The 26,205-nt window shown below is 30.5% G+C and carries 29 protein-coding genes and 1 tRNA gene; 7 read left to right on the top strand and 23 right to left on the bottom strand.

All coding sequences use genetic code 11. The features are described from left to right. Nucleotides 1–149 precede the first annotated feature (149 nt). Nucleotides 150–401 carry a type B 50S ribosomal protein L31 gene (locus LPB302_RS13210; RefSeq protein ID WP_015482265.1) on the bottom strand — a complete coding sequence of 84 codons (252 nt, stop codon included), beginning with the start codon at nt 399–401 and terminating at the stop codon, nt 150–152. 228 nt (nt 402–629) lie between these two features. Between LPB302_RS13210 and LPB302_RS13205 the strand changes: the two genes are divergently transcribed. Continuing rightward, nucleotides 630–1,664: a glutaminyl-peptide cyclotransferase gene (locus LPB302_RS13205; RefSeq protein WP_053973118.1), complete on the top strand. Its 1,035-nt coding sequence runs from the start codon at nt 630–632 to the stop codon at nt 1,662–1,664. Between the two features lie 44 nt (nt 1,665–1,708). Then, nucleotides 1,709–3,211: a hypothetical protein gene (locus tag LPB302_RS13200; protein WP_053973119.1), complete on the top strand. Its 1,503-nt coding sequence runs from the start codon at nt 1,709–1,711 to the stop codon at nt 3,209–3,211. A gap of 45 nt (nt 3,212–3,256) precedes the next feature. Here LPB302_RS13200 and LPB302_RS13195 read toward each other — a convergent pair whose 3' ends face one another. Further along, nucleotides 3,257–3,463 carry a hypothetical protein gene (locus tag LPB302_RS13195; RefSeq protein ID WP_074613534.1) on the bottom strand — a complete coding sequence of 69 codons (207 nt, stop codon included), beginning with the start codon at nt 3,461–3,463 and terminating at the stop codon, nt 3,257–3,259. An 80-nt stretch (nt 3,464–3,543) separates the two neighbouring features. Next, nucleotides 3,544–4,836, bottom strand: coding sequence for a metal-dependent hydrolase family protein (locus tag LPB302_RS13190; RefSeq protein ID WP_053973120.1), 1,293 nt, complete (start codon nt 4,834–4,836; stop codon nt 3,544–3,546). A gap of 71 nt (nt 4,837–4,907) precedes the next feature. On the opposite strand from LPB302_RS13190, the gene LPB302_RS13185 reads away from it, so the two are divergent. Both LPB302_RS13185 and LPB302_RS13180 read left to right on the top strand, forming a co-directional pair. Next, on the top strand, nt 4,908–5,588 hold the full coding sequence (locus LPB302_RS13185) for an SDR family NAD(P)-dependent oxidoreductase (RefSeq protein WP_053973121.1): 681 nt from the start codon (nt 4,908–4,910) through the stop codon (nt 5,586–5,588). A gap of 4 nt (nt 5,589–5,592) precedes the next feature. Further along, on the top strand, nt 5,593–6,186 hold the full coding sequence (locus LPB302_RS13180) for a SprT-like domain-containing protein (RefSeq protein ID WP_143032691.1): 594 nt from the start codon (nt 5,593–5,595) through the stop codon (nt 6,184–6,186). A gap of 4 nt (nt 6,187–6,190) precedes the next feature. Here LPB302_RS13180 and LPB302_RS13175 read toward each other — a convergent pair whose 3' ends face one another. The 5 genes from LPB302_RS13175 to LPB302_RS13155 form a co-directional block, all read right to left on the bottom strand. Further along, the gene (locus LPB302_RS13175) at nt 6,191–7,669 is read right to left on the bottom strand and encodes a DUF389 domain-containing protein (RefSeq protein ID WP_053973122.1); all 1,479 of its coding nucleotides are present in this window, start codon (nt 7,667–7,669) and stop codon (nt 6,191–6,193) included. Nucleotides 7,670–7,726: 57 nt separating this feature from the next. After that, nucleotides 7,727–8,263 carry a CIA30 family protein gene (locus tag LPB302_RS13170; RefSeq protein WP_231658695.1) on the bottom strand — a complete coding sequence of 179 codons (537 nt, stop codon included), beginning with the start codon at nt 8,261–8,263 and terminating at the stop codon, nt 7,727–7,729. Nucleotides 8,264–8,337: 74 nt separating this feature from the next. Continuing rightward, nucleotides 8,338–8,410: transfer RNA gene (locus tag LPB302_RS13165), tRNA-Lys, on the bottom strand. Nucleotides 8,411–8,471: 61 nt separating this feature from the next. After that, entirely contained in the window at nt 8,472–9,239 is a 768-nt protein-coding gene (locus tag LPB302_RS13160; RefSeq protein ID WP_053973124.1) for an ABC transporter ATP-binding protein, read from the bottom strand. Further along, nucleotides 9,240–9,980 (bottom strand): MlaE family ABC transporter permease, encoded by a 741-nt coding sequence (locus LPB302_RS13155; RefSeq protein ID WP_053973125.1) that lies wholly within the window; start codon nt 9,978–9,980, stop codon nt 9,240–9,242. 106 nt (nt 9,981–10,086) lie between these two features. Here LPB302_RS13155 and pafA point away from each other — a divergent pair, with 106 nt between their 5' ends. Both pafA and LPB302_RS13145 read left to right on the top strand, forming a co-directional pair. Further along, nucleotides 10,087–11,724, top strand: a complete 1,638-nt coding sequence (gene pafA, locus LPB302_RS13150) for an alkaline phosphatase PafA (RefSeq protein WP_053973126.1) — start codon at nt 10,087–10,089, stop codon at nt 11,722–11,724. 3 nt (nt 11,725–11,727) lie between these two features. Next, entirely contained in the window at nt 11,728–12,861 is a 1,134-nt protein-coding gene (locus LPB302_RS13145; protein WP_053973127.1) for a T9SS type A sorting domain-containing protein, read from the top strand. Here the strand turns inward: LPB302_RS13145 and LPB302_RS13140 are convergent. Together LPB302_RS13140 and ctlX are read right to left on the bottom strand one after the other, a co-directional pair. Beyond that, the gene (locus LPB302_RS13140; protein ID WP_053973128.1) at nt 12,851–13,525 is read right to left on the bottom strand and encodes a PrsW family intramembrane metalloprotease; all 675 of its coding nucleotides are present in this window, start codon (nt 13,523–13,525) and stop codon (nt 12,851–12,853) included. The two genes, LPB302_RS13145 and LPB302_RS13140, sit on opposite strands and share 11 nt — an antisense overlap. Before the next feature lie 7 nt (nt 13,526–13,532). Continuing rightward, nucleotides 13,533–14,465, bottom strand: coding sequence for a citrulline utilization hydrolase CtlX (ctlX, locus tag LPB302_RS13135; RefSeq protein ID WP_053973129.1), 933 nt, complete (start codon nt 14,463–14,465; stop codon nt 13,533–13,535). A gap of 164 nt (nt 14,466–14,629) precedes the next feature. On the opposite strand from ctlX, the gene LPB302_RS13130 reads away from it, so the two are divergent. Beyond that, nucleotides 14,630–15,580 carry a fasciclin domain-containing protein gene (locus LPB302_RS13130; protein WP_053973130.1) on the top strand — a complete coding sequence of 317 codons (951 nt, stop codon included), beginning with the start codon at nt 14,630–14,632 and terminating at the stop codon, nt 15,578–15,580. A 51-nt stretch (nt 15,581–15,631) separates the two neighbouring features. Here the strand turns inward: LPB302_RS13130 and LPB302_RS13125 are convergent, their stop codons facing one another. The 13 genes from LPB302_RS13125 to rplO all read right to left on the bottom strand — a co-directional run bounded on the left by LPB302_RS13125 (nt 15,632) and on the right by rplO (nt 26,201). Continuing rightward, complete coding sequence (locus LPB302_RS13125) at nt 15,632–16,546, bottom strand: dimethylarginine dimethylaminohydrolase family protein (RefSeq protein ID WP_053973131.1); 915 nt, start codon at nt 16,544–16,546, stop codon at nt 15,632–15,634. A 68-nt stretch (nt 16,547–16,614) separates the two neighbouring features. Then, the gene (locus LPB302_RS13120) at nt 16,615–17,901 is read right to left on the bottom strand and encodes a citrate synthase (protein WP_053973132.1); all 1,287 of its coding nucleotides are present in this window, start codon (nt 17,899–17,901) and stop codon (nt 16,615–16,617) included. 183 nt (nt 17,902–18,084) lie between these two features. Beyond that, entirely contained in the window at nt 18,085–19,371 is a 1,287-nt protein-coding gene (eno, locus tag LPB302_RS13115; RefSeq protein ID WP_053975261.1) for a phosphopyruvate hydratase, read from the bottom strand. Between the two features lie 268 nt (nt 19,372–19,639). Further along, a complete protein-coding gene (gene carA, locus LPB302_RS13110) occupies nt 19,640–20,764 on the bottom strand; it encodes a glutamine-hydrolyzing carbamoyl-phosphate synthase small subunit (RefSeq protein WP_053973133.1) in 1,125 nt (374 codons plus the stop codon). Nucleotides 20,765–20,919: 155 nt separating this feature from the next. Continuing rightward, entirely contained in the window at nt 20,920–21,402 is a 483-nt protein-coding gene (gene rplQ, locus LPB302_RS13105; RefSeq protein WP_053973134.1) for a 50S ribosomal protein L17, read from the bottom strand. A 59-nt stretch (nt 21,403–21,461) separates the two neighbouring features. Beyond that, a complete protein-coding gene (locus LPB302_RS13100; protein WP_053973135.1) occupies nt 21,462–22,454 on the bottom strand; it encodes a DNA-directed RNA polymerase subunit alpha in 993 nt (330 codons plus the stop codon). Nucleotides 22,455–22,548: 94 nt separating this feature from the next. Then, nucleotides 22,549–23,154, bottom strand: coding sequence for a 30S ribosomal protein S4 (rpsD, locus tag LPB302_RS13095; protein WP_053973136.1), 606 nt, complete (start codon nt 23,152–23,154; stop codon nt 22,549–22,551). 78 nt (nt 23,155–23,232) lie between these two features. After that, nucleotides 23,233–23,616 carry a 30S ribosomal protein S11 gene (gene rpsK / locus LPB302_RS13090; protein ID WP_015482243.1) on the bottom strand — a complete coding sequence of 128 codons (384 nt, stop codon included), beginning with the start codon at nt 23,614–23,616 and terminating at the stop codon, nt 23,233–23,235. Nucleotides 23,617–23,702: 86 nt separating this feature from the next. Next, nucleotides 23,703–24,068, bottom strand: coding sequence for a 30S ribosomal protein S13 (gene rpsM / locus LPB302_RS13085; RefSeq protein ID WP_053973137.1), 366 nt, complete (start codon nt 24,066–24,068; stop codon nt 23,703–23,705). Next, a complete protein-coding gene (ykgO, locus tag LPB302_RS13080) occupies nt 24,068–24,184 on the bottom strand; it encodes a type B 50S ribosomal protein L36 (RefSeq protein ID WP_004568720.1) in 117 nt (38 codons plus the stop codon). Before ykgO ends, rpsM begins: the two co-directional genes overlap by 1 nt. 11 nt (nt 24,185–24,195) lie before the next feature. Further along, entirely contained in the window at nt 24,196–24,411 is a 216-nt protein-coding gene (gene infA / locus LPB302_RS13075; RefSeq protein ID WP_015482241.1) for a translation initiation factor IF-1, read from the bottom strand. A 1-nt stretch (nt 24,412) separates the two neighbouring features. Next, a complete protein-coding gene (gene secY, locus LPB302_RS13070; RefSeq protein ID WP_053973138.1) occupies nt 24,413–25,735 on the bottom strand; it encodes a preprotein translocase subunit SecY in 1,323 nt (440 codons plus the stop codon). Between the two features lie 13 nt (nt 25,736–25,748). Next, nucleotides 25,749–26,201 (bottom strand): 50S ribosomal protein L15, encoded by a 453-nt coding sequence (rplO, locus tag LPB302_RS13065; RefSeq protein ID WP_053973139.1) that lies wholly within the window; start codon nt 26,199–26,201, stop codon nt 25,749–25,751. Between the last annotated feature and the right edge of the window lie 4 nt (nt 26,202–26,205).

Genomic DNA, 26,205 nt, shown 5'->3' with positions numbered 1-26,205 from the left:
AGTTAAAATTTGGTGTAGTAAAAATAATACTTTAAACGCTCACTTGGAAACCACAATCTGATGTGGATTAATAAAATATGTCTTAGAGCACAAAAAAACTCCAACAAATTAATGTTGGAGTTTCTATATTTTTAAGAATTCTAAAAAGCTTACTTTTTGAATTTCTTGTATTTGTTTTTAAATTTATCAATACGTCCTGCAGCATCAATAAGTTTAGATTTACCAGTGTAAAATGGGTGAGAAGTTCTAGAAATCTCTAATTTTACTAAAGGATACTCAACACCATCAACTTCTAAAGTTTCTTTAGTGTCTACAGTAGAACGTGTTAAAAAAACATCTTCATTAGACATGTCTTTAAAAGCTACCATTCTATAATTTTCTGGATGAATTCCTTTTTTCATTTTATAATATTTTAATTCTTAAATGTTATGTTTGCAGAATAAAGTTGGTAAAGTTTCATTCTAAATATCAAAACAGATTTTGCTATTTTGAGGATGCAAATTTAACGATATTTTTTAATATACAAATAAATAAATTACTTTTATTTACAATTACAATCAAATTACATCTAAACCTTTGCAAATTAATCGCATAAAATTAATTAAAGCAAGAATTACAATCTATAAAAAATGAAAAAGTTAGCCATTTTAGCCTCACTTATTGTTCTATTATTCACTAGTTGTGATGATACTTATAATTTAAAATTAAAAGTAGACAACAAAACAATTTTAAATAAAGAAATTACAATAACTTTAAATGAAAAGAACAACAAACCAATAGACAAAGTTCAGTACTACATAGATGGTAAAGAAATTGAAGCAAATGGTAATTCTTTAACTATAAATACTGCAGATTTTGGCTTAGGTAAGCACCAAGTATCTGCTTTGGCATTTATACCTGGTAAAACGAAAAAGGTAAATAATTCATTTGAAGTTTTTGCAAATTCTAAACCAATTATATATGGTTATGAAATAGTAAATACTTATCCTCATGATAAAAAAGCATATACCCAGGGTTTAGAATATTTTGATGGCTTCTTGTACGAAACTACAGGTAGAAGAGGTCAATCTACTTTAAGAAAGGTAGAAATAAAGACTGGCAAAGTATTGCAAAAAGCCGATTTAGATGAAAAATATTTTGGTGAGGGAATGACCATTGTAAATAATAAAATCATTTGGTTAACTTGGCAAAATAACAAAGGTTTTGTTTACGATCTGAATAGTTTTAAACAAATTAGCGAGTTTAGCTACAACCAAAGCAAAGAAGGTTGGGGCTTAACTCAAAATGAAACTGAATTAATAAAATCTGATGGAACCAATAAAATTTGGTTCTTAGACAAAGAAACTCAAAAAGAAAAAAGAGCAATACAAGCTTATTCACATGATAGAGCTTTGAAACAATTAAATGAGTTAGAATTAATTAAAGGTAAATTGTATGCTAACTATTACCAAAAACCAATTATAGCAATTATTAATCCTAATAATGGAGTTGTAGAAGGGCTAATTAATTTAAAAGGATTAGAAACTGAGATGAAAAAAACTCAAAAGCTTGTGGAGGGTGATGAAGTCTTAAATGGTATTGCCTATGATAACAAAAATGACAGACTCTTTGTAACTGGTAAAAATTGGGGTAATTTATATGAAATCAAATTGACCAAAAAATAATAAATCAATCATTTAAAAGTTCTATTTTTATACAAAACTGATTTATGCGTTATTTTATTTCTTTTCTAATTTGTGTTGCTTTAATTACAGTTAGTTCTTGTAGAAAAGATTTTTCTACCATACCCAATTTTGGCAGTTTAGAATTTTCTAAAGACACTGTTTTTTTAGATACAGTTTTCACTAATATTGGTTCTGCAACTTATAACTTAAAAGTTTACAATAGAGGAAATAATGCTATTACAATACCTAGAATTGCACTAGAAAACGGAACCTCTTCTAACTACAGATTAAATGTAGATGGTATTCCTGGCAAAGAATTTAACAACATAGATATTCTTGCAGAAGATAGCATATTTGTTTTCGTAGAAACTACCATTGATGCTAGCTCTATAACAAATCCATTATATACAGATCGTATTTTGTTTGATACTGGAACAAATCAACAAGATGTAGATTTAGTAACTTTGGTACAAGATGCCAACTTTATATTTCCTGGTAAAGATCCTTTATCAATGAAGATTGATAGCCTAACTTTGGATGGCCAAGCAACCACCATTAAAGGTCGATTTTTAGAAGACTCAGAACTTACAATAACAAATACAAAACCAACTGTTATTTATGGTTATGCAGCTGTTTCTGCAAATAAAACACTAACTATAAATGCTGGTTCGCAAATTTACTTTCATACTAATTCTGGTTTAATTATAGATAAAGAAGCAACATTACAAGTAAATGGTACACTTAGTGAAAAGGTTACTTTTCAAGGAGATCGTTTAGAAAACAGTTTTAGTAAAGTTCCTGGTCAATGGGGAACCATTTGGATGCGTGCAGGAAGCAAAAACAACGAAATTAAGCACGCTCAAATAAGAAATGGAATTATAGGTATTTTAATTGATAGTTTAGGTTCAGACACCTCACCTACTCTAAAACTAGAAAACTCAGAAATTTACAACAATTCCAATTTTGGAATTTTGGCTAGAGAAACCAATATTGAAGCACATAATATAGTTGTAGGTTCTGCAGGTCAAGCATCATTAGCTGCCACAGTTGGTGGTACTTATAATTTTACACATTCTACATTTGCAAATTTTTGGAATAATGGCATAAGGCAATTACCAGCAGTTTTAGTAAACAATTTCTTTGTTTTTATTGATGCCAATGGAAATGAAACCACAGCTACCAGAGATTTAAATGCAGCAAATTTTACCAATTGTATTTTTGATGGAAATAACAATATTGAATTCTTACTTGATAAAGTGGATGGAAGTGCTTTTAATTACAGCATTCAAAATTGTCTAATTTCATTCAATGACTCTAACAATTCTTTTGATGGTAATGCAGAAATGGATTTTAATAATCCAAATTACCAAAACATAATTTTAAATGGCACTGCTGATTTTAGAAACAACCAAAATGAAGACTTTATTATCGGTGAAAATTCTAGTGCTAGAAGTAATGCTATTCCAACTCCATTTACACAGGATTTATTAGGAGTAGACAGAACAACCAATCCTGCAATAGGCGCATATCAGCATATTATTTTTTAAGATAAAATCATAAACATTTAAAAGAAAAAAATCACTATGGAAGAATTACTTCTTGTTGGCTACTGTGGTTTTGCCAGAAAAGTAAGAATATAAGTTTTTGATTGCAATTGTAGACCAAAGCAAGATAAATACCCAAGATCCAAATTTAATTTGACTTAGAGCTACGAATTCAATTTTACCAATTACGAATTCGTTCAGAATGATTATTATCCCTAGAAAAGCCCAGAAAATGTTTAAATATTTTCTATTCATTATAATGTATAAATATTTCTTGGGGGAAATTATCTACTTAGTTCAAATATAGATAATTATTCTCAACTTAAAGATGTTAACTATTTATTTTTATAAACAATTCCATTTTTCATTACAAAAACCACGTTTTCCATTGTTGCAATTTTTTCTGTAGGATCATCATTCACAGCAATTATATCTGCAAAAAATCCTTCTGCAATCTGACCAATTTCGTTAGACATTTTTAAAATCATTGCATTTGTAATTGTAGCTGCTTGAATAGTTTCCATTGCTGGCATACCACCTTCTACCATAAAACCAAATTCTTTACCATTTACACCATGTTTAAAAACACCTGCATCTGTACCAAAAGCAATACCTACACCTTTTTTATAAGCTCTACCAAAGGTACCTTGTATTTGAGGCCCAACAGCTAAAGCCTTTGGCACTACAATATCTGGATAAAACCCATCTATTTTTGCTTTTTCAGCAACCTCTTTACCTGCTGTAATTGTTGGCACTAAATAGGCATCGTATTTTATCATTAAGTTCATAGTTTCTTCGCTCATGTATGTTCCATGCTCAATAGTTTTAACTCCTCCAATTATAGCTCTTTGCATACCTTCATCTCCATGTGCATGTGCAGCTACATGCATTCCATAATCTTTAGCCATTTCACAAATTGCTTTAATTTCTTCAATCGTAAATTGAGGATTATCTCCTGATTTAGCTACACTCAACACTCCACCAGTAGCTGTAATTTTAATACAATCTGCTCCGTTTTTATAACGTTGTCTAACTGCTTTTCTACCATCTTCTACAGAGTTTACAACACCTTCCTTAGGTCCTGGATTGCCAATTAAAACTCTACTACTACCATTTGTTGGATCTGCATGACCACCTGTTGTTGCCAAAGACTTACCTGCTGTAAAAACACGTGGGCCAGGAATTTTACCTGCATTAATTGCATTTCTTAGCGATATATTTACACCTGAACCTCCTAAATCTCTAACAGTCGTAAAACCATTTTTTAATGTTGTTTCTGCAAATTTCACGGAATTATAAGCAACATCTGCCTCATCTAAAATATATTTATTGATCCTAGTTTTATCATCATACTCCATTTCTAAATGCACGTGCATATCTATCAATCCTGGCATAACAACCTTATCTCTTAGATCAATTAAATTGGCATTTTTAGGCGTGATATACCCATCTTTTACTGCTGTAATTTTGTTATCTTTTACTACAATAGTTTTTTCTTTATATATTTTTCCAGACTTGGTATCTATCAATTTACCACATAAAATATAGCTAGTTTGTGCTGAAATAGTTTGTGCTGAAATAGTTTGTGCAATTAAAATCGTAAAAACGATTAGAAATAATTTCTTCATTTATCTTAATTTAATTCTTAAATGTATGAAAAAATAAGTAATTTGCTATTAATTATAAATATGAAGCGATAATGAAGAATGTTGTTATAACAGGTACAAGTAGAGGAATTGGTTTTGAGCTGGCTCAACAATTTGCCAATAATGATTGTAAGGTGCTTGCGTTATCTAGAAATGATAAACCTTTAAAAGATCTAAATCATAAAAATATTACAACTCTTTCTGTTGATTTGGGAGTTGAATCAGATATTCAAAAAGTTACTTCATTTGTAAATGAGAACTGGAAAAATGTAGATATTTTAATTAATAATGCAGGTAAATTGATTAATAAACCATTTACAGAACTTTCTACTGATGATTTTTTAGAAGTATACAAAGTTAATGTTTTTGGGGTAGCTGAATTAACCAAAGCAATGATTCCGTTTTTGAAACAAAATAGCCACGTAGTTACCATAAGTTCTATGGGTGGTGTACAAGGTAGCATGAAGTTTCCTGGCTTAGCTGCATATAGCTCTGCAAAAGGCGCAGTTATTACCTTATCTGAGTTATTAGCAGAGGAATATAAAGATACTGGAATTGCATTTAATGTTTTGGCACTTGGAGCCGTACAAACAGAAATGTTAGAAGAGGCTTTCCCTGATTATAAAGCACCATTATCTGCAAAAGAAATGGCAGATTATATTTACAATTTTTCATTAACAGGTAATAAATTTTATAATGGTAAGATTCTAGAAGTATCTAGTTCTACTCCATAAATTAATGCCTTTGAATTCTATTTTATCTAAATACATTCCAGAAAATGCTATTATGATGGTTCAATATTTAATTGAACAAAATAATTTTAGCTTAAAAATTGTAAATCAGAGAGAAACCAAACATGGCGATTTTAGAAAAATGCCTGATGGGACTTTTCAAATTACTGTAAATAACAATCTTAATCAATATCAGTTTTTATTAACGCTTGTGCATGAGATTGCACATCATATTACACATCAAAAATTTGGTAGAGTTCAACCTCATGGAAAAGAATGGAAAAAAGTTTTTCAGCACTTAATGCTGCCGTTTTTAAAACCAGATATTTTTAAATATGAAATGCTACCTCATTTAGCCAACTATTTAAAAAACCCAAAAGCAAGTACAGATTCTGACGCAAAATTATCTTTAGCTTTAAGAGAATTTAAACCAAGCTCAGGCAAACATTTTGTATTTGATTTACCTTTTGGACAAACTTTTCTATTTAAAAATACTATTTATAAAAGAGGCAATAAAAGACGAACTCGTTTTGAGTGCTTAAACACCGATAATCAAAAAGTTTATCTCTTTAATCAAAATGTAGAGGTAGAAACTATTTAAAAATTTATTCTTGACGCTTTATAAAGAGCGTGTCTAACTTCATTTCTTTTTGTAACCAAGCTCTAAACTCTAATTCCTTTTTAATTAAAACTGAGTCTTTTATTTTATCGTTCCAATTAATCGTTGCCACAGGAATTGTATCAATTTTAATAAAATCTTTAGAATACAATTCTCTAGAAAAAGCAATAGACTCAATATTATTGTATCTTATTTTTGCTTCTTTGATGATTGAATTAAATGCTATAGCTTGTTGATTTTTGTTTAAAGCATCTTGCTCAATTCTATTATTTAGAGAGGAAATTGTTTCCTTTAATTCAGTTATCTGTTTATGCAGTCCATCAATAATGTTTTCACTTTCTTGCAACTCCTCTCTTTTCTCCTTGTAAGCAGTTGTAATTAACTCAAAACTTTTAGTATCACTACCTTTAATTTTAATATCGAAATCCTTAATTTTTATATATTCTTTATTGTTTAATTGATTTTTAATTAAATTTCTTTCTCCATCACTAACCTCGTTAAAGAAACTCATTTTAATCTCTTTATCCTTTATGCTTAATTCAGGTGCACCAATAAGTTGAAATCCATCTATTTCCTTAATTTCATTCTTAACGAAATTATCAAACTGATTGTTAATTTGACTTTCTTCAAATACCTTTAAAAAAGTAAAAATAGCAGGAATCATTACAGCTACACCTACAACTGTTGCAATGGTTGAATAACGTTTTCGTTTGGCTGCATTTGCATATTTATGCATTGGGAAACGAAGTAACTTCATCACCAAAAATGTAGCTAATGCTATAAAAATAGTATTTATCGTAAATAAATACATGGCTCCAAAAAAGTAAGAGAAATTAGCTTTAGCCAAACCATAACCAGCAGTACATAAAGGTGGCATTAAAGCAGTGGCAATGGCTACACCAAAAATAACTGAAGCAATAGTACCACGTTTTGTACGAGCTACCATAAGCGCTAAACCTCCAAAAAATGCGATGAGAACATCTCTAATGTCTGGGCTAACTCTTCCTAATAACTCAGAATTATCTTCACTTAAAGGAAAAAAGTAAAAGAATAAAAATGATGCGAACAAACTTAAACCAATCATTATTCCTAGATTGATTAAGGATTTCTTAAACGTTTCAATATCGTTTAACGCAAAAGACATACCAATACCCAATATTGGACCCATTAAAGGAGATATTAACATGGCTCCAATTACAACTGCAGTAGAGTCTGCATTTAAGCCTATAGACGCCACAAAAACAGCAAAAATTAAAATCCAAGCTGTTGCTCCTTTAAACGGAATATCTGCCTTTATAGCTTCTAATGTAGCTTCATGATCTGTATCATCTCTAAAGTCAAATAACTCTATTAAAAATTGTCTTATACTAACAAATAAACCCTTTGCATCCTCCTTAACATTTTGAGTAGCATTATCTTCTTTTGGCGGATGTGGTTTTATATTCTTTTGAATGTCTTCTTCCATGAAATAGTTAAAATAGCTTTGGAAAGATACAAAAAAAAGTTTCTGAAAATCGGAATGTTATTGAAGATAAATTTGATCTATTTCTAGCTGAAAAACCTCTTCTTTTTTATTACCAATCAAAAAAGCAATTTGTGCCAATGTTGTGGATGAAAAATTTTGGATATTTAATTTTCTTCCTCTAAATGCTGGATACATTTCTTCAAAGGGTATTTCAATCGTCTGCCAATCTCCTGTAGTATCAAACTTTTTTATAAAAGAATAATATTGGCTATTATCGTCTTTCACCCTAAACTGATATTCTTTTCCATCACCTTTTATTCTTAAAACCACTTTTGTATAGGCTGAGATATCTATTTTATTAAAAGAATATCTTACAGATGAAAAACCTCCATTATTTTTTAATGATATTTCCCCATAAAATAAACCATTACCGTTTTCATTCAGTTTAAAAGAACCATTAGATCTTCCTCCCATAACAACATCATCAACTATTTTCCATGCAGAGATATTCGTGTCTTTCGAAAAGTTAAATAACATATAAGATGAACTACCCATAAAATAAAGAATTAAGACGTAAACTAAAGATTTTATCATGAATCAAAATTAAGAAATTCAAAGTAAAACTTCTAGTAAATAAAAAACTCTGCAATTTCTTGCAGAGTTTTCAGTGACCGGGCTGGGGCTCGAACCCAGGACCCTCTCCTTAAAAGGGAGATGCTCTACCAACTGAGCTACCAGGTCATTCTTTTCGTTTAAGCGGGTGCAAATATATATGTTATTTTATAAAAAACAAACGTTTTTACTAATTTGTTTCATTTAAATATGCTTCTCTAACTTTCTTAAATAAATTAGAAGAATACACAAAACCTACAACAGCTTCATTATCAGTTTTAAACATCTCTTCACTACTACCTTCCCACTCTTTTTTACCATCCTTTAAAAAAATAATTTTTTCTCCAATTTCCATTACAGAATTCATATCATGGGTATTAATAACCGTTGTAATTTGGTATTCATCCGTAATTTCTTGAATTAAATTATCTATTACTGTAGCTGTTTGTGGATCTAATCCTGAATTAGGTTCATCACAAAAAAGATATTTTGGTTTCATTACAATTGCTCTTGCAATAGCAACTCTTTTTTGCATTCCTCCAGAAAGTTCTGCTGGAAATCTATCATTAGAATCTTTAAGATTTACTCTATCTAAGACAAAATTAACCCGTTCTAACATTTCTGCTTGGGATTGTTTGGTAAACATTTTTAAAGGAAACATTACATTTTCTTCTACTGTTTGTGAATCAAAAAGCGCACTTCCTTGAAAAACCATACCTATTTCTTGTCTCCACTGTCTTTTTTCCTCAATACTAAAATTAGTATTTATTCGTCCATCAAAAGATATCGTTCCTCCTTCTGGCTTATGTAATCCAATTAATGACTTCAGAAAAACTGTTTTTCCTGCACCACTTTGACCGATAATTAAACTTGTTTTTCCTGGATGAAAAGTTGTAGAAATACCTTTTAATACTTCAACATCTCCAAAGCCTTTTCGTAAATCTTTTACCTCTATCATTTATGTTAATAGCATTTGGGTTAAAAAGTAATTCGCAATAACAATTAATATAGTTGTCCAAACAACAGATTGAGTACTTGCTTTACCCACTGCTATAGATCCTCCTTTAACATAGTAACCATGGTATGAAGGAACTGTTGCTATAAGAAATGCAAAAACCAAAGTTTTAATAATTGCATAGACTATTAAAAATGGTTGAAAATCTGTCTGTAGACCCTCTATATAATTTACCCCACTAAATAAACCTGAAAGTACTCCTGCTAAATACCCACCTAACATTCCCAAAAACATTCCTAAAGTTATAAGGAAAGGATAAAAGAATACTGTGGCAATTACTTTTGGAAGCACTAAGTGATTTAAAGAATTAATACCCATTACTTCAAGTGCATCAATTTGTTCTGTAACTCTCATAGTCCCAATACTAGAAGTTATATAAGAACCTACTTTACCTGCTAAAATTATAGAACAAAAAGTAGGTGCAAATTCTAAAATGATAGACCTTTTTGCTGCGAAACCAATTAAAGACCTAGGAATAAAAGCACTATCTAAATTTAAAGCTGTCTGCAAGGCAATTACACCTCCAATAAAAAAAGAAATAAATAAAATAATACCTAAAGATTTCAAGCCTAACTCCTCAATTTCCTTAAGTAAAGCATCATAAAACACCCTCGCTTTTTGAGGCCTTTTAAAAACCTGCTTGAGCATTAAATAATATTTACCTATGTGTTCTATGTAATTCACAGATTAATTTTTACGCTAAATTAAGAAATAACATTTAGACAATATCTAAATCGTGTATTCAAAATAAAAAATATTTACTTTTGACATATAAAAGATAAATGAACGCATGAAGAAATCAATATTATACCTATTAACCTCTCTATTTTTTTTAAGTTTTACGGCTAATGAAACTAAAAAGAACAAACCTAAATTAGTAATTGGTATTGTAATAGACCAAATGCGATATGATTATTTAACCCGTTTTTCAGATCGTTTTTCAGAGGATGGATTTAAACGTCTTCTAAATGATGGCTTTTCCTTAGAAAATGCACATTACAATTTAATACCAACTTATACTGCTGTTGGGCATGCTACCATTTATAGTGGAACTACCCCAAACAACCATGGAATTATTTCTAACAACTGGTATGATAAATTCTTGAACAAAACCATTTACTGTGTTGATGATGACAATTACGAAACTATTGGAAATAATGGAAAAGCAGGTAAAAAATCTCCTCACAGATTATTTACCTCTACATTAGGAGATCAACTTAAACTGCATCAAGTTTCTAAAGGAAAATCAATAGGAATTGCCATTAAAGATAGGTCTGCAATTTTACCTGCAGGACATACTGCAAATGGTGCTTACTGGTTTGATGGTGGTAATGAAGGTAAATTTATATCGAGTTCATTTTACATGACTGAATTACCACATTGGGTAAATACATTTAATTTATCTGGTAAAGCAAATAGCTATTTGCTTAAACCATGGAAAACTCTTTTTGATATAAATACCTATGTAAATAGTATTGCTGACGACAACAAATTCGAAGGTTTATTTAGAGGTGAAACAACACCTACTTTTCCTCACAACATTCCACAATTGAGGAATCAAAATGGGAATTATAGTATTCTTAAAGGAATACCTGAAGGCAATACATTAACTGTAGATTTTGCTAAAGCAGCAATACTTGGAGAAAAATTAGGAAAATCTAATCACACTGATTTTTTAGCAATAAGCTTTTCTTCTACAGACTATATTGGTCATCAATATGGACCAGCATCAGTAGAAATAGAAGACACCTACTTAAAGTTAGATAGAGATTTAGCTAATTTCTTTAAATTCTTAGACAATAAGGTTGGTAAAGATAATTACACACTTTTTTTAACTGCAGATCATGCTGCTGTTCATGTACCTTCGTATTTACAATCTTTAAAAATTCCTGCTCATTACCTCAAAATAAATCAACTTAGAGATTCTATTTCATCTATTACCAAAAAGTATTTTAATTCGGTTGAGTTTGTAAATAACATTTCTAACTATCAAATTTTCTTGAATAAAGAGAAAATTGAAGCATTGGGTTTCTCTAAAAATCAAGTTGCTGATAAAATAGTAAGTGAGCTAGAAAATTTAGAAGGAATTTATAAAGCTGTAACTGCAAAAACATTACAAACTAACCATTTTTCTGAAGGATTGATGAATTCGCTTCAAAATGGATACAACCAAAAGTTATCTGGAGATGTTATGCTTATTCCTTATCCTGCAACATTGTCAAGATCTAAAACAGGTACTTCTCATGGGTCAGGTTATTCTTATGACACACACATACCAATAATATTTTATGGTAAAGGAATTAAAAAAGGTGTCTCTAAAAAAAGATATGAAATTATAGATATTGCTCCAACATTGGCTAATTTACTTGGTATTGAAGCCCCAAATTCATCTACTGGTAAAATAGTAACTGAAGCACTTAAAAATTAAACTATGCTTAAAAAAATTGCTTTAATAATTGTTTTTGTTTTAAACATTACTTTCAGTTTTTCTCAAATTGAAGATTTCAAAGATAAATTTGAATTACCAAATGATGTTTCAGAAACTTCTGGGTTATTGTTTTTAAATGGCAAAATTATAACTCATAATGATAGTGGAGATGCTGCAAATCTTTATGAATTAGATAGTTTAACTGGCAATTTACTTAGAACCATAAATATCTCTAATGCAACAAATATAGATTGGGAAGATATTACAGAAGATGAAACCTATATTTATATTGGCGATTTTGGTAATAATGTTGGAAATAGAAAAGATTTAAAAATTTATCGAATTGCAAAATCTGACTATTTAGCAAGTGATTCTGTTACAGCTGAAACTATAAGTTTTGCATACGAAGACCAAACTGATTTTACTGAAAGAATTAACATGCATAATTTTGATGCTGAAGCTTTTGTGGTTATAGATAATTCTTTATATATTTTTTCTAAAAATTGGTCAGATTTTAAAAGTAATCTTTATAAAATACCAAAAACAATCGGAAATTATACAGCTGAGAAAATAAGTACAGGAAATGTTAATGGCCTTATAACTGGAGCTACTGTAAATACAGAAGCATATTTACTCTGTGGTTCTGATTCTACTGGAAATCCTTTTATAATTTACATAAGAAGAAGCCCTATATTTAGTGAAGATATCTTTTTTGCAGGTTTTGATAAAACTACATTATCATCTTCTCAAATGGAACAATTCAGTCAAGTTGAAGCGATAACTGCATTTGATAATGGAAAGTTCTATATCTCTAGAGAAAAAGTTGATAGAAATGGAATTAATCTACCTCAAAAACTATATGAATTTAAAGATGATAGATTAAAAACCTTAAGTACAGATAAGCATCAGTTAAAAGATTTAGAAATTTCTCCTAATCCAACTTCAGGGATTATAAATATTTCTAATTCAGAGAATATATTTAGTCTATCAATTTATAATGCTTTAGGGAAAGAAGTTATTCAACAATCGACTGTTAATTCTCAAGTAGATATTAGTCAATTACCTAAAGGGATGTATTTAATGAGGGTTCGTTTTAAAGATTCATCAACAATAATTAAGAAATTAATTAAGCTTTAAAGTGAGAAATTCGTTGATGCTTTTTAATTGCTTTTTGAGATAATACAATGCCAATTATTAAAGAAACAAAAGCTCCAATTGCAATACCTGGAATAAAGTTGATGAATAGAAAAAAGTCATAAGCTCCATGAAATAATGTTGCAATTAACAAACCAAGTAAATTGTATTTTACTCTATTATTAGAAAACTTAGCCTTACCCATAAAATAGCCCATTAAAATTCCGAAAGTAGCATGTGCAGGAACTGCTGTAAATGCTCTAGTTAAACCTGTTGTTACTCCATATTGAAATACATACAATACATTTTCTAAAGCTGCAAAACCCATAGAAACAACTACTGCATATACAATACCATCAAAAGGTTCGTTAAAATCAGTTTTCTTTTGTGCATAGTATTTTACAATAATATATTTAGAAAATTCTTCTACCAAAGCAACAACAAAAAAGGCTTTAACAAATTGTTGTAAAATACTTTTTTCATCTGTTATAGGAAAGATAATATTGGCTGCAAAACCAAGAACTAAGGTTATTATTATACTAACTACAGCTCCTAAAAAAAAGTTTTTAAGCAATAAACCAATTGGTTCCTTTTCGTATTTATCTTTTACATAAATGTAAATTAAAATAACTACAATTGGGGCCAGAGCAAGCAATAATAAAGTCATTTTTTTATTATTGTTTTGGTAAAAATACTTCAGCCATCATACATCTTGCACTTCCACCTCCACAAGTTTCTATGGTTGATAATGAGCTAGAAATTATTTTGCAGTGCTTCTCAATTCTGTTAATTTGATCTTTTGTTAAAGAATCATAAGCAGCTTGACTCATAATTAAAAAACGCTCATTATTACTACCTTGAACTTGCAACATATTCCCTGCAAAATTAGTAACCTGTTCTTCAGAGATATCAATAATATCTTTTTTGTCTTCTTTTAATGATTTTAAAACTTGTTTACGTTCTTTTTTATCGTCTATAGATGACAAACAAATTACAGCAAATGTTTCTGCAACACACATCATAACATTAGTATGATAAATAGCTTCTCTAGTACCATTTACGGTTTGATTTGCAGTGAAAATTACTGGTGTATATTCAAAATCTTCACAAAACTCTATAAATAATTCTTCATCTGCTCTTGGAGATAATGCACAATATGCCTTTTGATTTTGTCTATCTAAAATCATACTTCCTGTGCCTTCTAGAAATACATTTTGCTCTTCTGCAGAAGTATAATCTATAACATTCTCTATCAGAAATCCATTTTTTTCAAGTGTATCTAAAACATCTTCTCTTCTTTCCAATCTTCTATTTTCTGCAAACATTGGGTAAATGGCAATTGTACCATTTTCATGAAAAGAAATCCAATTATTTGGAAAAATAGAATCTGGTGTATCATTTTCTAAAGTATCTGAAATTACGATAACATTTATTCCAAAAGACTTTAGTTTATCTACATAATCATCGAACTCTAATTGTGCCTTTTCATTAATTTCTGCATTCTTAATACTTAAATCTTCTTGGTAGTAATTATTCACAGCAGTTTGCTCATTCATCCTAAAACTTACAGGACGAATCATAAGTATGGAATTCGTAGTTTGTTGCATTAATTTCTAATTAAAGTGTAAAATTATGCTTTTTATTTAACAGTATGAATAAGTATTATCAATATTATACACTAAATTTTATCATTTGTTTAACAACTCAATATTTCTATTCTGTTTAACTTTGTTTAAAAATAATTAAACATTAATTAATATCCCCAATTCAAATGAAAACAATTTCAAAATTTTTATCGATTTTATTAGTAGTAGTATTTTTCTCATCATGTGAAGATGACAATGATACAATTACGCTAGAAACAAACACAATTGTAGATGTTGCAGTAAACAATAACTTAAGTAGTTTAGTGGCTGCAGTAACTAGAGCAGATTTGGTTAGTACTTTATCTAGTAATGGATCTTTTACTGTATTTGCACCAACTAATGATGCTTTTCAAGATTTATTAGATTCTAATGCTAATTGGAATAGCATAGATGATATTCCTGTAGAAACTTTAAGGTCTGTGCTTTTATTTCACGTTTTAGAAGGAGAAGTAATGTCTACAGATTTATCTAACACCTATGTAAACACATTGTCTTCTGGGCCAAATGATGAGCCTTTATCTTTGCAGGTAGAAGTAACAGGTAGTGTTTTATTTAATGGAGATGCAACACCTTTAACAACAGATGTAGCAGCTTCTAATGGAGTTGTACATGTAATTGATAAAGTTATGTTGCCACCAAATGTTGTTACACTTGCCTTGAACAATGATGGTTTTACCAGTCTTGTAGCTGCATTAACAGATTCTAGACATACTACAGATTTTGTGTCTATTTTAAATGGTGATGGACCTTTTACAGTTTTTGCACCAACTAATGACGCTTTTCAAGATTTATTAGATTCTGATCAGAGTTGGAATTCTTTAGCAGACGTGCCAATTGCAACTTTAGATGCAGTTTTAAAATACCATGTAGTAAATGGTGCTAATGTACAAGGAAACCAATTATCTAATGGAGATGTTTCTGTTTTAGGTGGAAGTATAACAATTGATTTAAGTACTGGAGTTCAAATAAAAACTACTAGTAATCAAACAGTGAATATTATTGTTAGCCCAGCAACTAATGATGTTCAAGGTACAAATGGTGTTGTACATGCTATTGATACAGTTTTATTGCCATAATTAAGAGAATTATTATAAAAAGAAAAAGCTGCTTAATGCAGCTTTTTTTTTTTACGCTCTTATTAATGGCATGGTTGAACATCTCAACAGGCCTTCTTGTTTTGCTATTTCTGAATAATGAACTTCTTCTACAGTAAAGCCATTTTCTCTTAACCAAGTATTTAATCTTGTAAAACCTACTTCAGAAATAACTACATCTTCAGAAATCGAGAAGACATTGCTATTCATATTATACATTTCTTCTTTGGTAATTTCGAATACATTGTCTGCTCCAAAATAATTTTTCAACCAATTATATTCACTTTCTAATAAAAATCCATTTTTATGAAGAATTGCTTTGTTTTTTCCTACAGGCTGAAAACAACAATCTAAATGCAAGGCATTTTCTTTTGCGTTTGTATTGGACTTACGAAGCTGAAAAGGCTTTACACTTTTATTAGGAAAATTCTCTTGTAAAGCTTTAACTGCTGCTGTATTTGTTCTTGCAGTAATAAAATCTGGATAATCTTCTCCAGAATAAGTTCCAACAAACAAATATTCATTCCAAGGCATTACATCTCCTCCTTCTACATGACATTCTTCTGGAAGTTCAATTATATTTTCTGGTTTAATCAAGTCCAAAACATGCTGAATAGCCAAATATTCTTTTTCTCTATCAGGTAAAATATTAGCTTTTACCAATTTATTATCAATCACAAAAGCGATGTCTCTAGAAAATATTTGATTATAATTCTCTATGACTTTAGGCCTATATACATCTACATTATATTTCGATAATATTGCAGATACTTCCTCCATTTCCTGAACCATATCTTCTTCTGTGGGATATGTGCCAGCCAAGACATGCTCTAGACTTTTAGGGTCATAACAGTCTTCTGGTTTAGGAACAGGTCCATTACTTTTTGCAGTACCTAAAATAACAGCTTTTAACTTAGATGTTTCGTTAATAATATTTAATTCTAGCATTTTAGTAATTATAAAAAAAGCTTCATAAATTATGAAGCTTTCAATTTTATAGTAAAAATAATATTTTATTATCTGTTTTCAATGGGTGTAAAAGATCTTTCTGTTTCACCAGTATAAATTTGACGAGGTCTACCAATTGGTTCTTTATTTAATCTCATTTCTTTCCATTGAGCAATCCAACCAGGTAAACGCCCTAAAGCGAACATAACTGTAAACATTTCTACTGGAATACCCATAGCTCTATAAATAATACCAGAATAGAAATCTACATTAGGATATAATTTACGGTCTACAAAATAAGGATCATTTAAAGCTTCTTTTTCTAATCCTTTAGCAATTTCTAAAATTGGATCATCAACACCTAAATTATTCAAAACTTCATCAGCTGCTTTTTTAATGATTTTTGCTCTAGGATCAAAGTTTTTATAAACTCTATGTCCAAAGCCCATTAATCTAAATGGATCACTTTTATCTTTAGCTTTAGCCATGTATTTTTTTGTATCACCTCCATCTTCTTTAATAGCTTCTAACATTTCTAGCACAGCTTGATTAGCCCCACCATGTAATGGGCCCCAAAGTGCAGAAATACCCGCAGATAAAGATGCGAATAAACCAGCATGAGATGAACCTACAATCCTTACTGTTGATGTAGAACAGTTTTGCTCATGATCTGCATGTAAGATTAATAATTTATCTAAAGCATCTTTTACTATTGTATTCATTTCATAATCTTCATTTGGCTGCTCGAACATCATTTTCATAATGTTTTCTACATAACCTAAAGATTTAGAACCGTAGTTTAAAGGTAATCCTTGTTTTTTACGCATTGTCCATGCAACTAAAACAGGAAACTTACCTAATATTTTAACAATAGCTCTGTACATATCCTCTTCTGAATCAACATTCACAGAAGAAGGATTAAATGCTGTTAATGCACTTGTTAAAGAAGACAAGATACCCATTGGGTGAGCTGTCTTTGGAAAAGCATCCAAAATCTTTTTTACATCATCATCTACAACTGATTTAGATTTAATGTCTGCATGAAACTTTTCTAATTGTTCTTTTGTAGGTAAATCACCAAAAATTAAAGCGTAAGCTACTTCTAAAAAGTCTGCTTTTTCCGCTAATTGTTCTATTGGATAACCTCTATATCTTAAAATACCTTTTTCACCATCTAAAAATGTAATAGCACTTTCACAAGAACCTGTGTTTTTAAATCCAGGATCTATTGTAATTACTCCATTTGTTGCACCTCTTAATGATTTTATATCAATTGCAACTTCATCTTCTGTTCCTTTTATTAGAGGAAATTCGTAAGAATTATCTCCAATTTTTAAATTAGCTATATCTGGCATTTATCTATTTTTTAATAAAATTTTTCTTTGCACGAAGATACCATATTTAAAAATATTTTAAAAGGATACAGATATAGATTTTTAGTATTAAAATATAAAATTGATTTATTTAACAATACCTTAATAAATAAGAAAACCTTGCAAGAATATTGCAAGGTTTTTAAATATATACTACTTTTTTAATTATATCTTAAAAGCGTTTTCTTTTGGAAAATAAGCAGTTGATCCTAAGGCTTCTTCAATTCTTAATAATTGATTGTATTTAGCCATTCTATCTGAACGTGAGGCAGAACCTGTTTTTATTTGTCCACAGTTCAAGGCTACAGCTAAGTCTGCAATAGTATTATCTTCTGTTTCTCCTGATCTATGAGACATTACAGAAGTATAACCAGCGTTTTTAGCCATATTTACTGCAGCAATAGTTTCTGTTAAAGTACCAATTTGATTTACCTTTATTAAAATTGAATTGGCAATACCATTATTAATTCCTTTAGATAATCTTTCTACATTAGTTACAAATAAATCATCTCCAACTAATTGAACTTTATCTCCTACTTTGTCAGTAAGGTATTTCCATCCATCCCAATCATTCTCATCCATTCCATCTTCTATAGAGATAATTGGGTAATTAGCAGCTAACTCAGCTAAATAGTCTGCTTGTTCTTGGCTAGTTCTAACTTTTCCTTTACTTCCTTCAAATTTTGTATAATCGTAAGCTCCATCAACATAAAATTCAGCTGCTGCACAATCTAAGGCAATCATAATTTCGTCTCCAAAAGAATACCCTGCATTTTTAACAGCCAATGCAATTGTATCTAAAGCGTCTTCTGTACCTTCTAATGTTGGTGCAAAACCACCTTCATCACCCACTGCAGTAGATAAATTTCTATCGTGTAAAACTTTCTTTAAATTATGAAAAATTTCAGAACCCATTTTCATAGCCTCAGAAAAATTATTTGCCTTTACTGGCATTACCATAAATTCTTGAAATGCAATTGGAGCATCTGAATGAGAACCTCCATTAATTATATTCATCATTGGTAATGGTAATGTATTTGCAGAAACACCACCAACATATCTATATAAAGGCATACCTAATTCATTTGCTGCTGCTTTTGCTGCTGCTAATGATACACCTAAAATTGCATTTGCTCCTAATTTTGATTTATTGCTAGTACCATCTAAATCAATCATTAATTGATCAATTGCGTTTTGCTCAAACACAGAAACACCTAAAAGCTCCTCAGCAATAGTATTATTTACATTTTCTACGGCTTTTAAAACACCTTTACCCATGTAATCTTTTCCACCATCTCTAAGCTCTACAGCTTCATGTTCTCCTGTAGAAGCACCTGAAGGAACAGCTGCTCTACCTACAACTCCGTTTTCTGTAGTAACATCTACTTCTACAGTTGGGTTACCTCTTGAATCAAATATTTGACGTGCGTGTACACTAATAATTATACTCATTTTTATAGATTTAAAGCTCATACCTGTAGAGCTTTGATTAGTCTTGGCAAAATACAAAATGTTGTAAAGAATTAATAATTTGGTTTTGAATAATTACGAAAACGTTTGCTAAACATCACCATAAACAAAAAACCCACTCAATAAAATTGAGTGGGAAAATTGCTATGAAAAAGAAATGTGATTTTTACATCACACTTCAAAGATACTATTATATTATAAATCAGGAATTAATACCACCTGAAAAACAGGTAAATTTCGACTAATAACCTTAAAGTGTAGACGAAACTTCTTTATTCTTGCCTAAAATTTCTATAAACTGATCAAATAAGTAAACTGAGTCATTTGGTCCTGGACTAGCTTCTGGGTGGTATTGTACCGAAAATACATTCTTATTTTTTAAACGAATACCTGCTACTGTATTATCATTTAAGTGAATATGAGTAATTTCTACATTTTGATTAGCTTCTGTTTCCTCTCTGTTAATAGCAAAACCATGGTTTTGAGAAGTTATTTCTCCCTTACCTGTTAAAAGATTTTTAATTGGATGATTGATTCCTCGATGACCATTGTGCATTTTGTAAGTAGAAATTCCGTTAGCTAATGCAATTACTTGATGCCCTAAACAAATTCCAAAAAGAGGTAAATCTCTTTTAATAATTTCTTTTGCCAATTCAATTGCTTCTTTTAAAGGTTCAGGATCTCCAGGTCCATTTGATATAAAATATCCATCAGGATTAAAACTTTCCAAATCTGCAAAATTTGAATTATAAGGAAATACTTTAATATAGGCACCTCTCTTTGAAAGATTTCTTAAAATATTCTTTTTAATACCAATATCTAATGCAGATATTTTGATTGGAGCATTTTCATCTCCAATAAAATATGGTTCTTTTGTAGAAACTTTTGAAGCCAATTCTAAACCTTCCATACTTGGTACAGCTGCCAATTGCTTTTTAAGTTCATCTATATTATCAACATCTGTAGAGATGATTGCGTTCATAGCACCATTATCTCTAATATAAGATACAAGGGCTCTAGTATCTACATCAGAAATTGCAACTAAATTATGTTTTTTAAACCAGTCAAATAAGTTGCTATCTGAATCTACTCTTGAATGTGTGAAACTAAAATTTCTACATATTAAACCAGAAATTTTAATCGAATCAGATTCTACCTCTAAATCATTTACACCATAGTTACCAATATGAGCATTGGTTGTTACCATTAACTGACCAAAATAAGAAGGATCTGTAAAAATCTCCTGATAACCAGTCATTCCAGTATTAAAACATATTTCACCTGTGGCTGATCCATCTATTCCAACAGATTTACCATAGAAGATTGTACCATCTGCTAATAATACTAATGCCTTTTTTCTTTGTTGATATTTCATTTATAATTCTGTTAATTTTCTGCTCATACAGAAAAAGTTTTACAAAAATAAGCTTATTGATAATTTTAAGCTAAAAGAGTTATTACTTTTTATTTACAAAAAAAGGGATAAACGTAAACGCTTATCCCTTTATATGTTTAAAAAATTTTCATTTTTTATTCTTCTGACTTCTCTTCAGTTGAAGTAGCTTCTACTTGAGCAGTTTCTGCTTTATTAGAACCTCCTCTTCTACTTCTACGTGTAGACTTTTTAGCTTTCGCACCTTTAGGGTTGTAAAGTTCGTTGTAATCAACTAACTCAACCATAGCCATAGGAGCATTATCTCCTTGACGATTTCCTAACTTAATAATACGAATATAACCACCTGGTCTGTCAGCAACTTTTACAGAGATTTCTCTAAAAAGTTCTGTTACTGCATACTTATCACGTAAATAAGAAAATACAATACGTCTGTTGTGAGTTGTATCTGCTTTAGATTTAGTAATTAATGGCTCTACAAAAACTCTTAATGCTTTTGCTTTTGCAACTGTAGTATTAATACGTTTGTGCTCTATTAAAGAACAAGCCATATTTGCTAACATCGCTTTTCTGTGCGCTGTCTTTCTACCTAAATGATTGTGTTTTTTTCCGTGTCTCATGACGTTTGTTTATTCTTTCATCTTGCATCTACTCATTTTGAGGAGCAAACTATGAAAGGTTAATCTCTATCTAATTTATATTTTGTTAAATCCATTCCGAAACTTAAACCTTTAACAATAACTAATTCTTCTAGCTCTGTTAATGACTTTTTACCAAAGTTTCTAAACTTCATTAAATCACTCTTATTAAAAGAAACTAAATCTCCTAATGTATCTACTTCTGCAGCTTTTAAACAGTTTAAAGCTCTTACAGATAAATCCATATCGATTAATCTAGTTTTTAATAACTGACGCATGTGCAATGATTCTTCATCATATGTTTCAGTTTGTGCAATTTCATCAGCCTCTAAAGTAATACGCTCATCAGAGAATAACATAAAGTGGTGAATTAATATTTTTGCAGCTTCTGTTAAGGCATCTTTAGGATTAATTGATCCATCAGTATCGATATCAAAAACTAATTTCTCATAATCTGTTTTTTGCTCAACACGAAAGTTTTCGATTGCATATTTTACATTCTTTATAGGAGTGTAAATAGAATCTGTAAAGATAGTTCCTATTGGAGCTGAAGCTTTCTTATTTTCTTCTGCTGGTACAAATCCTCTACCTTTTTCAATCGTGATTTCTGCGTTTAATTTAACAGATTTATCCATGTTACAAATTACTAAATCTGGATTCAATACCTGAAAACCTGAAATAAACTTCTGTAAATCTCCAGCAGTAAACTGCTCTTGACCAGATACTGAAACTGATACAGTTTCTCTATCTGTTTCATCAATCTGTTTCTTAAAACGAACTTGTTTTAAGTTTAATATAATTTCGGTAACGTCTTCTACAATTCCTGAAACTGTCGAAAACTCATGCTCTACACCATCAATTCTTAATGATGTAATTGCAAAACCTTCTAATGAAGATAATAAAACTCTTCTTAAAGCATTACCTACTGTTAATCCAAAACCAGGTTCTAAAGGTCTAAACTCAAATCTACCAGAAAAATCTGTAGATTCAATCATTATTACTTTATCTGGTTTCTGAAAATTTAAAATTGCCATTTGTTCTTCTTTTTAATTGTTATTTAGTTGCGCGGTTTTTAAGTGTGAAGAAGTACTAAAAACCCTTTGGCTAAATACCAATATGATTAATTTATTACTTAGAATATAATTCTACGATTAATTGCTCTTTAATGTTCTCAGGAATCTGTAATCTTTCTGGTACTTTTACAAAAGTTCCAGTTTTTGTGTCATTATTCCAAGTTAACCATTCGAATACATTATTGTTAGATGCTAATGCATCCTCGATAGCTACTAAAGACTTAGATTTTTCTCTTACTGCAACTACATCACCTTCTTTTAAACTATAAGATGGTATGTTAACGATTTCTCCATTAACTGTAATATGTCTGTGAGATACTAATTGACGAGCTCCACTTCTAGAGTTAGAAACTCCCATTCTATAAACTACGTTGTCTAAACGCGATTCACATAATTGTAATAAAATCTCACCAGTAATTCCTTGAGAAGCTGATGCTTTTTTGAATAAGTTACTGAATTGACGCTCCAATATACCATACGTATATTTAGCTTTTTGCTTCTCCATTAATTGAGTTGCATATTCAGACTTCTTTCCTCTTCTCCTAGCATTTCCATGTTGTCCTGGAGGGAAATTTCTTTTTTCGAAGTTTTTATCTTCGCCAAAAATTGCTTCGCCAAATTTACGAGCTATTTTGGTTTTTGGTCCTGTATATCTTGCCATTTCTTTTTTGTTATGATCAGGGATTATGAATTAAGGCTTATCCTTCGAAAATCTTATTCCTAATCGATTAAAATATAATTATACTCTTCTTCTTTTTGGTGGGCGACATCCATTGTGAGGAATAGGAGTAACATCAATAATTTCAGTTACTTCAATACCTGCGTTATGAATTGATCGGATTGCAGATTCTCTACCATTACCTGGTCCTTTAACATAAACTTTTACTTTACGTAAACCTGCTTCTTTTGCAACATTTGCACAATCTTCTGCTGCTAATTGAGCTGCATATGGAGTATTCTTCTTAGAACCTCTAAAACCCATTTTACCTGCAGATGACCATGAAATTACATCACCTTTTTTATTTGTTAACGAAATAATGATGTTGTTGAAAGTTGCACTTACGTGCGCCTCACCAATAGCATCAATTATAACTTTACGTTTTTTTGAACTTGCTTTTGCCATAATATTTGTTGTTCAGATATCACTTTATAGTAAATTGCATAAAAAATACGGCACACTATAAGTTAATAACTCATTTAATCTCTAACTTATTTCTTCTTGTTAGCTACTGTTTTTCTCTTACCTTTTCTTGTACGAGAATTGTTTTTAGTTCTTTGTCCTCTTAAAGGAAGCCCTAATCTATGACGAATACCTCTTTGACAACCAATATCCATCAAACGTTTGATGTTTATTTGTACCTCAGAACGTAATTCACCTTCAATTGTGAAAGATCCTACTTGCTCTCTAATTGCTGCGATTTGCTCATCAGTCCAATCTTGAACTTTAATGCTTTCGTCAACCTTAGCTTCTGCTAAAACTTTTTTAGCTCTGCTGTCTCCTATACCAAAGATGTAAGTTAAAGCAATAACTCCCCTTTTATTCTTTGGAATATCAATACCTGCTATTCTTGCCATTACCCTTGTCTTTGTTTAAATCTAGGATTTTGTTTATTAATCACGTATAATCTACCTTTTCTGCGCACTATTTTGCAGTCGGCACTTCTCTTTTTAACTGATGCTCTAACTTTCATCTGTTTTGTTTTTAGTATCTGTAAGTAATTCTTGCTTTCGTTAAATCGTATGGACTCATCTCTAGTTTCACCTTGTCTCCAGGCAAAAGTTTAATATAATGCATGCGCATCTTACCAGATATATGAGCCGTAACAATATGACCGTTTTCTAATTCTACACGAAACATTGCATTTGATAATGCTTCTGTAATTGTCCCATCTTGCTGAATTGCTGATTGTTTAGCCATATTATTTATTCGATTTTCTATTGCTATTTCCTGTTTTCATTAAACCATCATAATGACGATTTAATAAATAGGAATTAATTTGTTGTAATGTATCTATAGCCACACCAACCATAATGATAAGTGATGTACCTCCGTAAAACATTGCCCAACTTTGTTGTACTCCAAACTGAACTACAATTGCTGGTAAAATTGATAAAGCAGCTAAAAATAAAGACCCTGGAAAAGTAATTCTCGATAAAACAGAATCTAGACGTTCTGCTGTATCCTTTCCTGGTCTTATTCCTGGTATAAAACCACCACTTCTTTTTAAGTCTTCAGCCATTTTATTCGTAGGAATAGTAATTGCTGTATAGAAAAAACTAAAAATGATAATCAATAATGCAAAAATCACATTATAACCTAAACCATTAATATCTTGCAAACTAGCCATAAATGGAAACCTTTGAGCTAATGCCATAGGTATAAACATTATCGCCTGTGCAAAAATAATTGGCATTACACCAGCTGCATTCAATTTTAATGGAATATAATCTCTACTTCCTGCAACATTTTGTACATTTCCTACAACTGTTCTTCTAGCATACTGAACTGCAATTTTTCTTACAGCTGTAACTAATAAAACAGTAAGTAAAATAACTACAAACCAAACAATGATTTCAATTAAAATCATCATAACACCACCTGCACCAGCATTTGTTGTTTTAGCAACAAATTCTTGTAAAAATGCTGCAGGAAAATTAGCAATAATACCAACAGTAATAAGCAATGATATTCCATTACCTACTCCTTTATCGGTAATACGCTCTCCTAACCACATAGCAAAAATTGTACCTGCTGTTAAAATGATAATTGATGAAACCCAAAATGTAGCACCACTAACTAAAAAAGCTTCCGGTCCTAATCCAAACTGAGTTTTAATAGCAGTAATATATGTTGGTGCTTGCACCAACGTAATAGCTATTGTTAACCATCTTGTTATTTGTGTAATTTTTTTACGTCCACTTTCTCCATCTTTTTGTAACTTTTGTAAATAAGGAACTGCTATTCCCATTAACTGAACTACAATAGAAGCAGAAATATATGGCATAATACCAAGTGCCATTACTGACGCTCTGGCAAATGCCCCTCCTGTAAATGCATTCAATAAACCTAAAAGACCACCATCCGTACTTTCTTTTAAAGCTGCAAGTTGTAATGGATCTACTCCTGGTAAAGGAACAGCAGCCATAAAACGATACACAGCAATTAAACCGATTGTTAGAAGAATCTTGTTTTTTAATTCTTCAATACTGAAAATGTCTTTTAATCTATTAATAAAATTCATCATTTACGAGATCTTATAAAGTAACAGCTTCTCCTCCAGCAGCTTCAATTGCTGCTTTTGCTGATGCTGTAAATTTATGTACAGTTATATTTAATTTAGCTTTTAATTCACCATTACCTAATATTTTTACCAAGTCATTCTTACCTGCTAATCTATTAGCTACTAATATATCTAAATCAACTGTATCTTTTATTTTCCCTGCATCAACTAAAGATTGTAATTTATCTAAATTGATACCTTGATATTCTTTCCTGTTAAGGTTTGTGAAACCAAATTTTGGCACACGTCTTTGAAGTGGCATTTGACCACCTTCAAAACCTATTTTCCTAGAATAACCTGAACGAGATTTAGCCCCTTTGTGACCTCTAGTAGAAGTTCCTCCATGACCAGAACCTTCACCACGTGCGATTCTTTTCCCTTTTTTAACAGATCCTTCTGCTGGTGTTAAGTTATGTAAACTACTCATTTTA

This window comes from Polaribacter dokdonensis, from assembly GCF_024362345.1.
Classification (GTDB): Bacteria; Bacteroidota; Bacteroidia; order Flavobacteriales; family Flavobacteriaceae; genus Polaribacter; species Polaribacter dokdonensis.
This window is presented reverse-complemented; position numbering and strand designations above follow the sequence as displayed.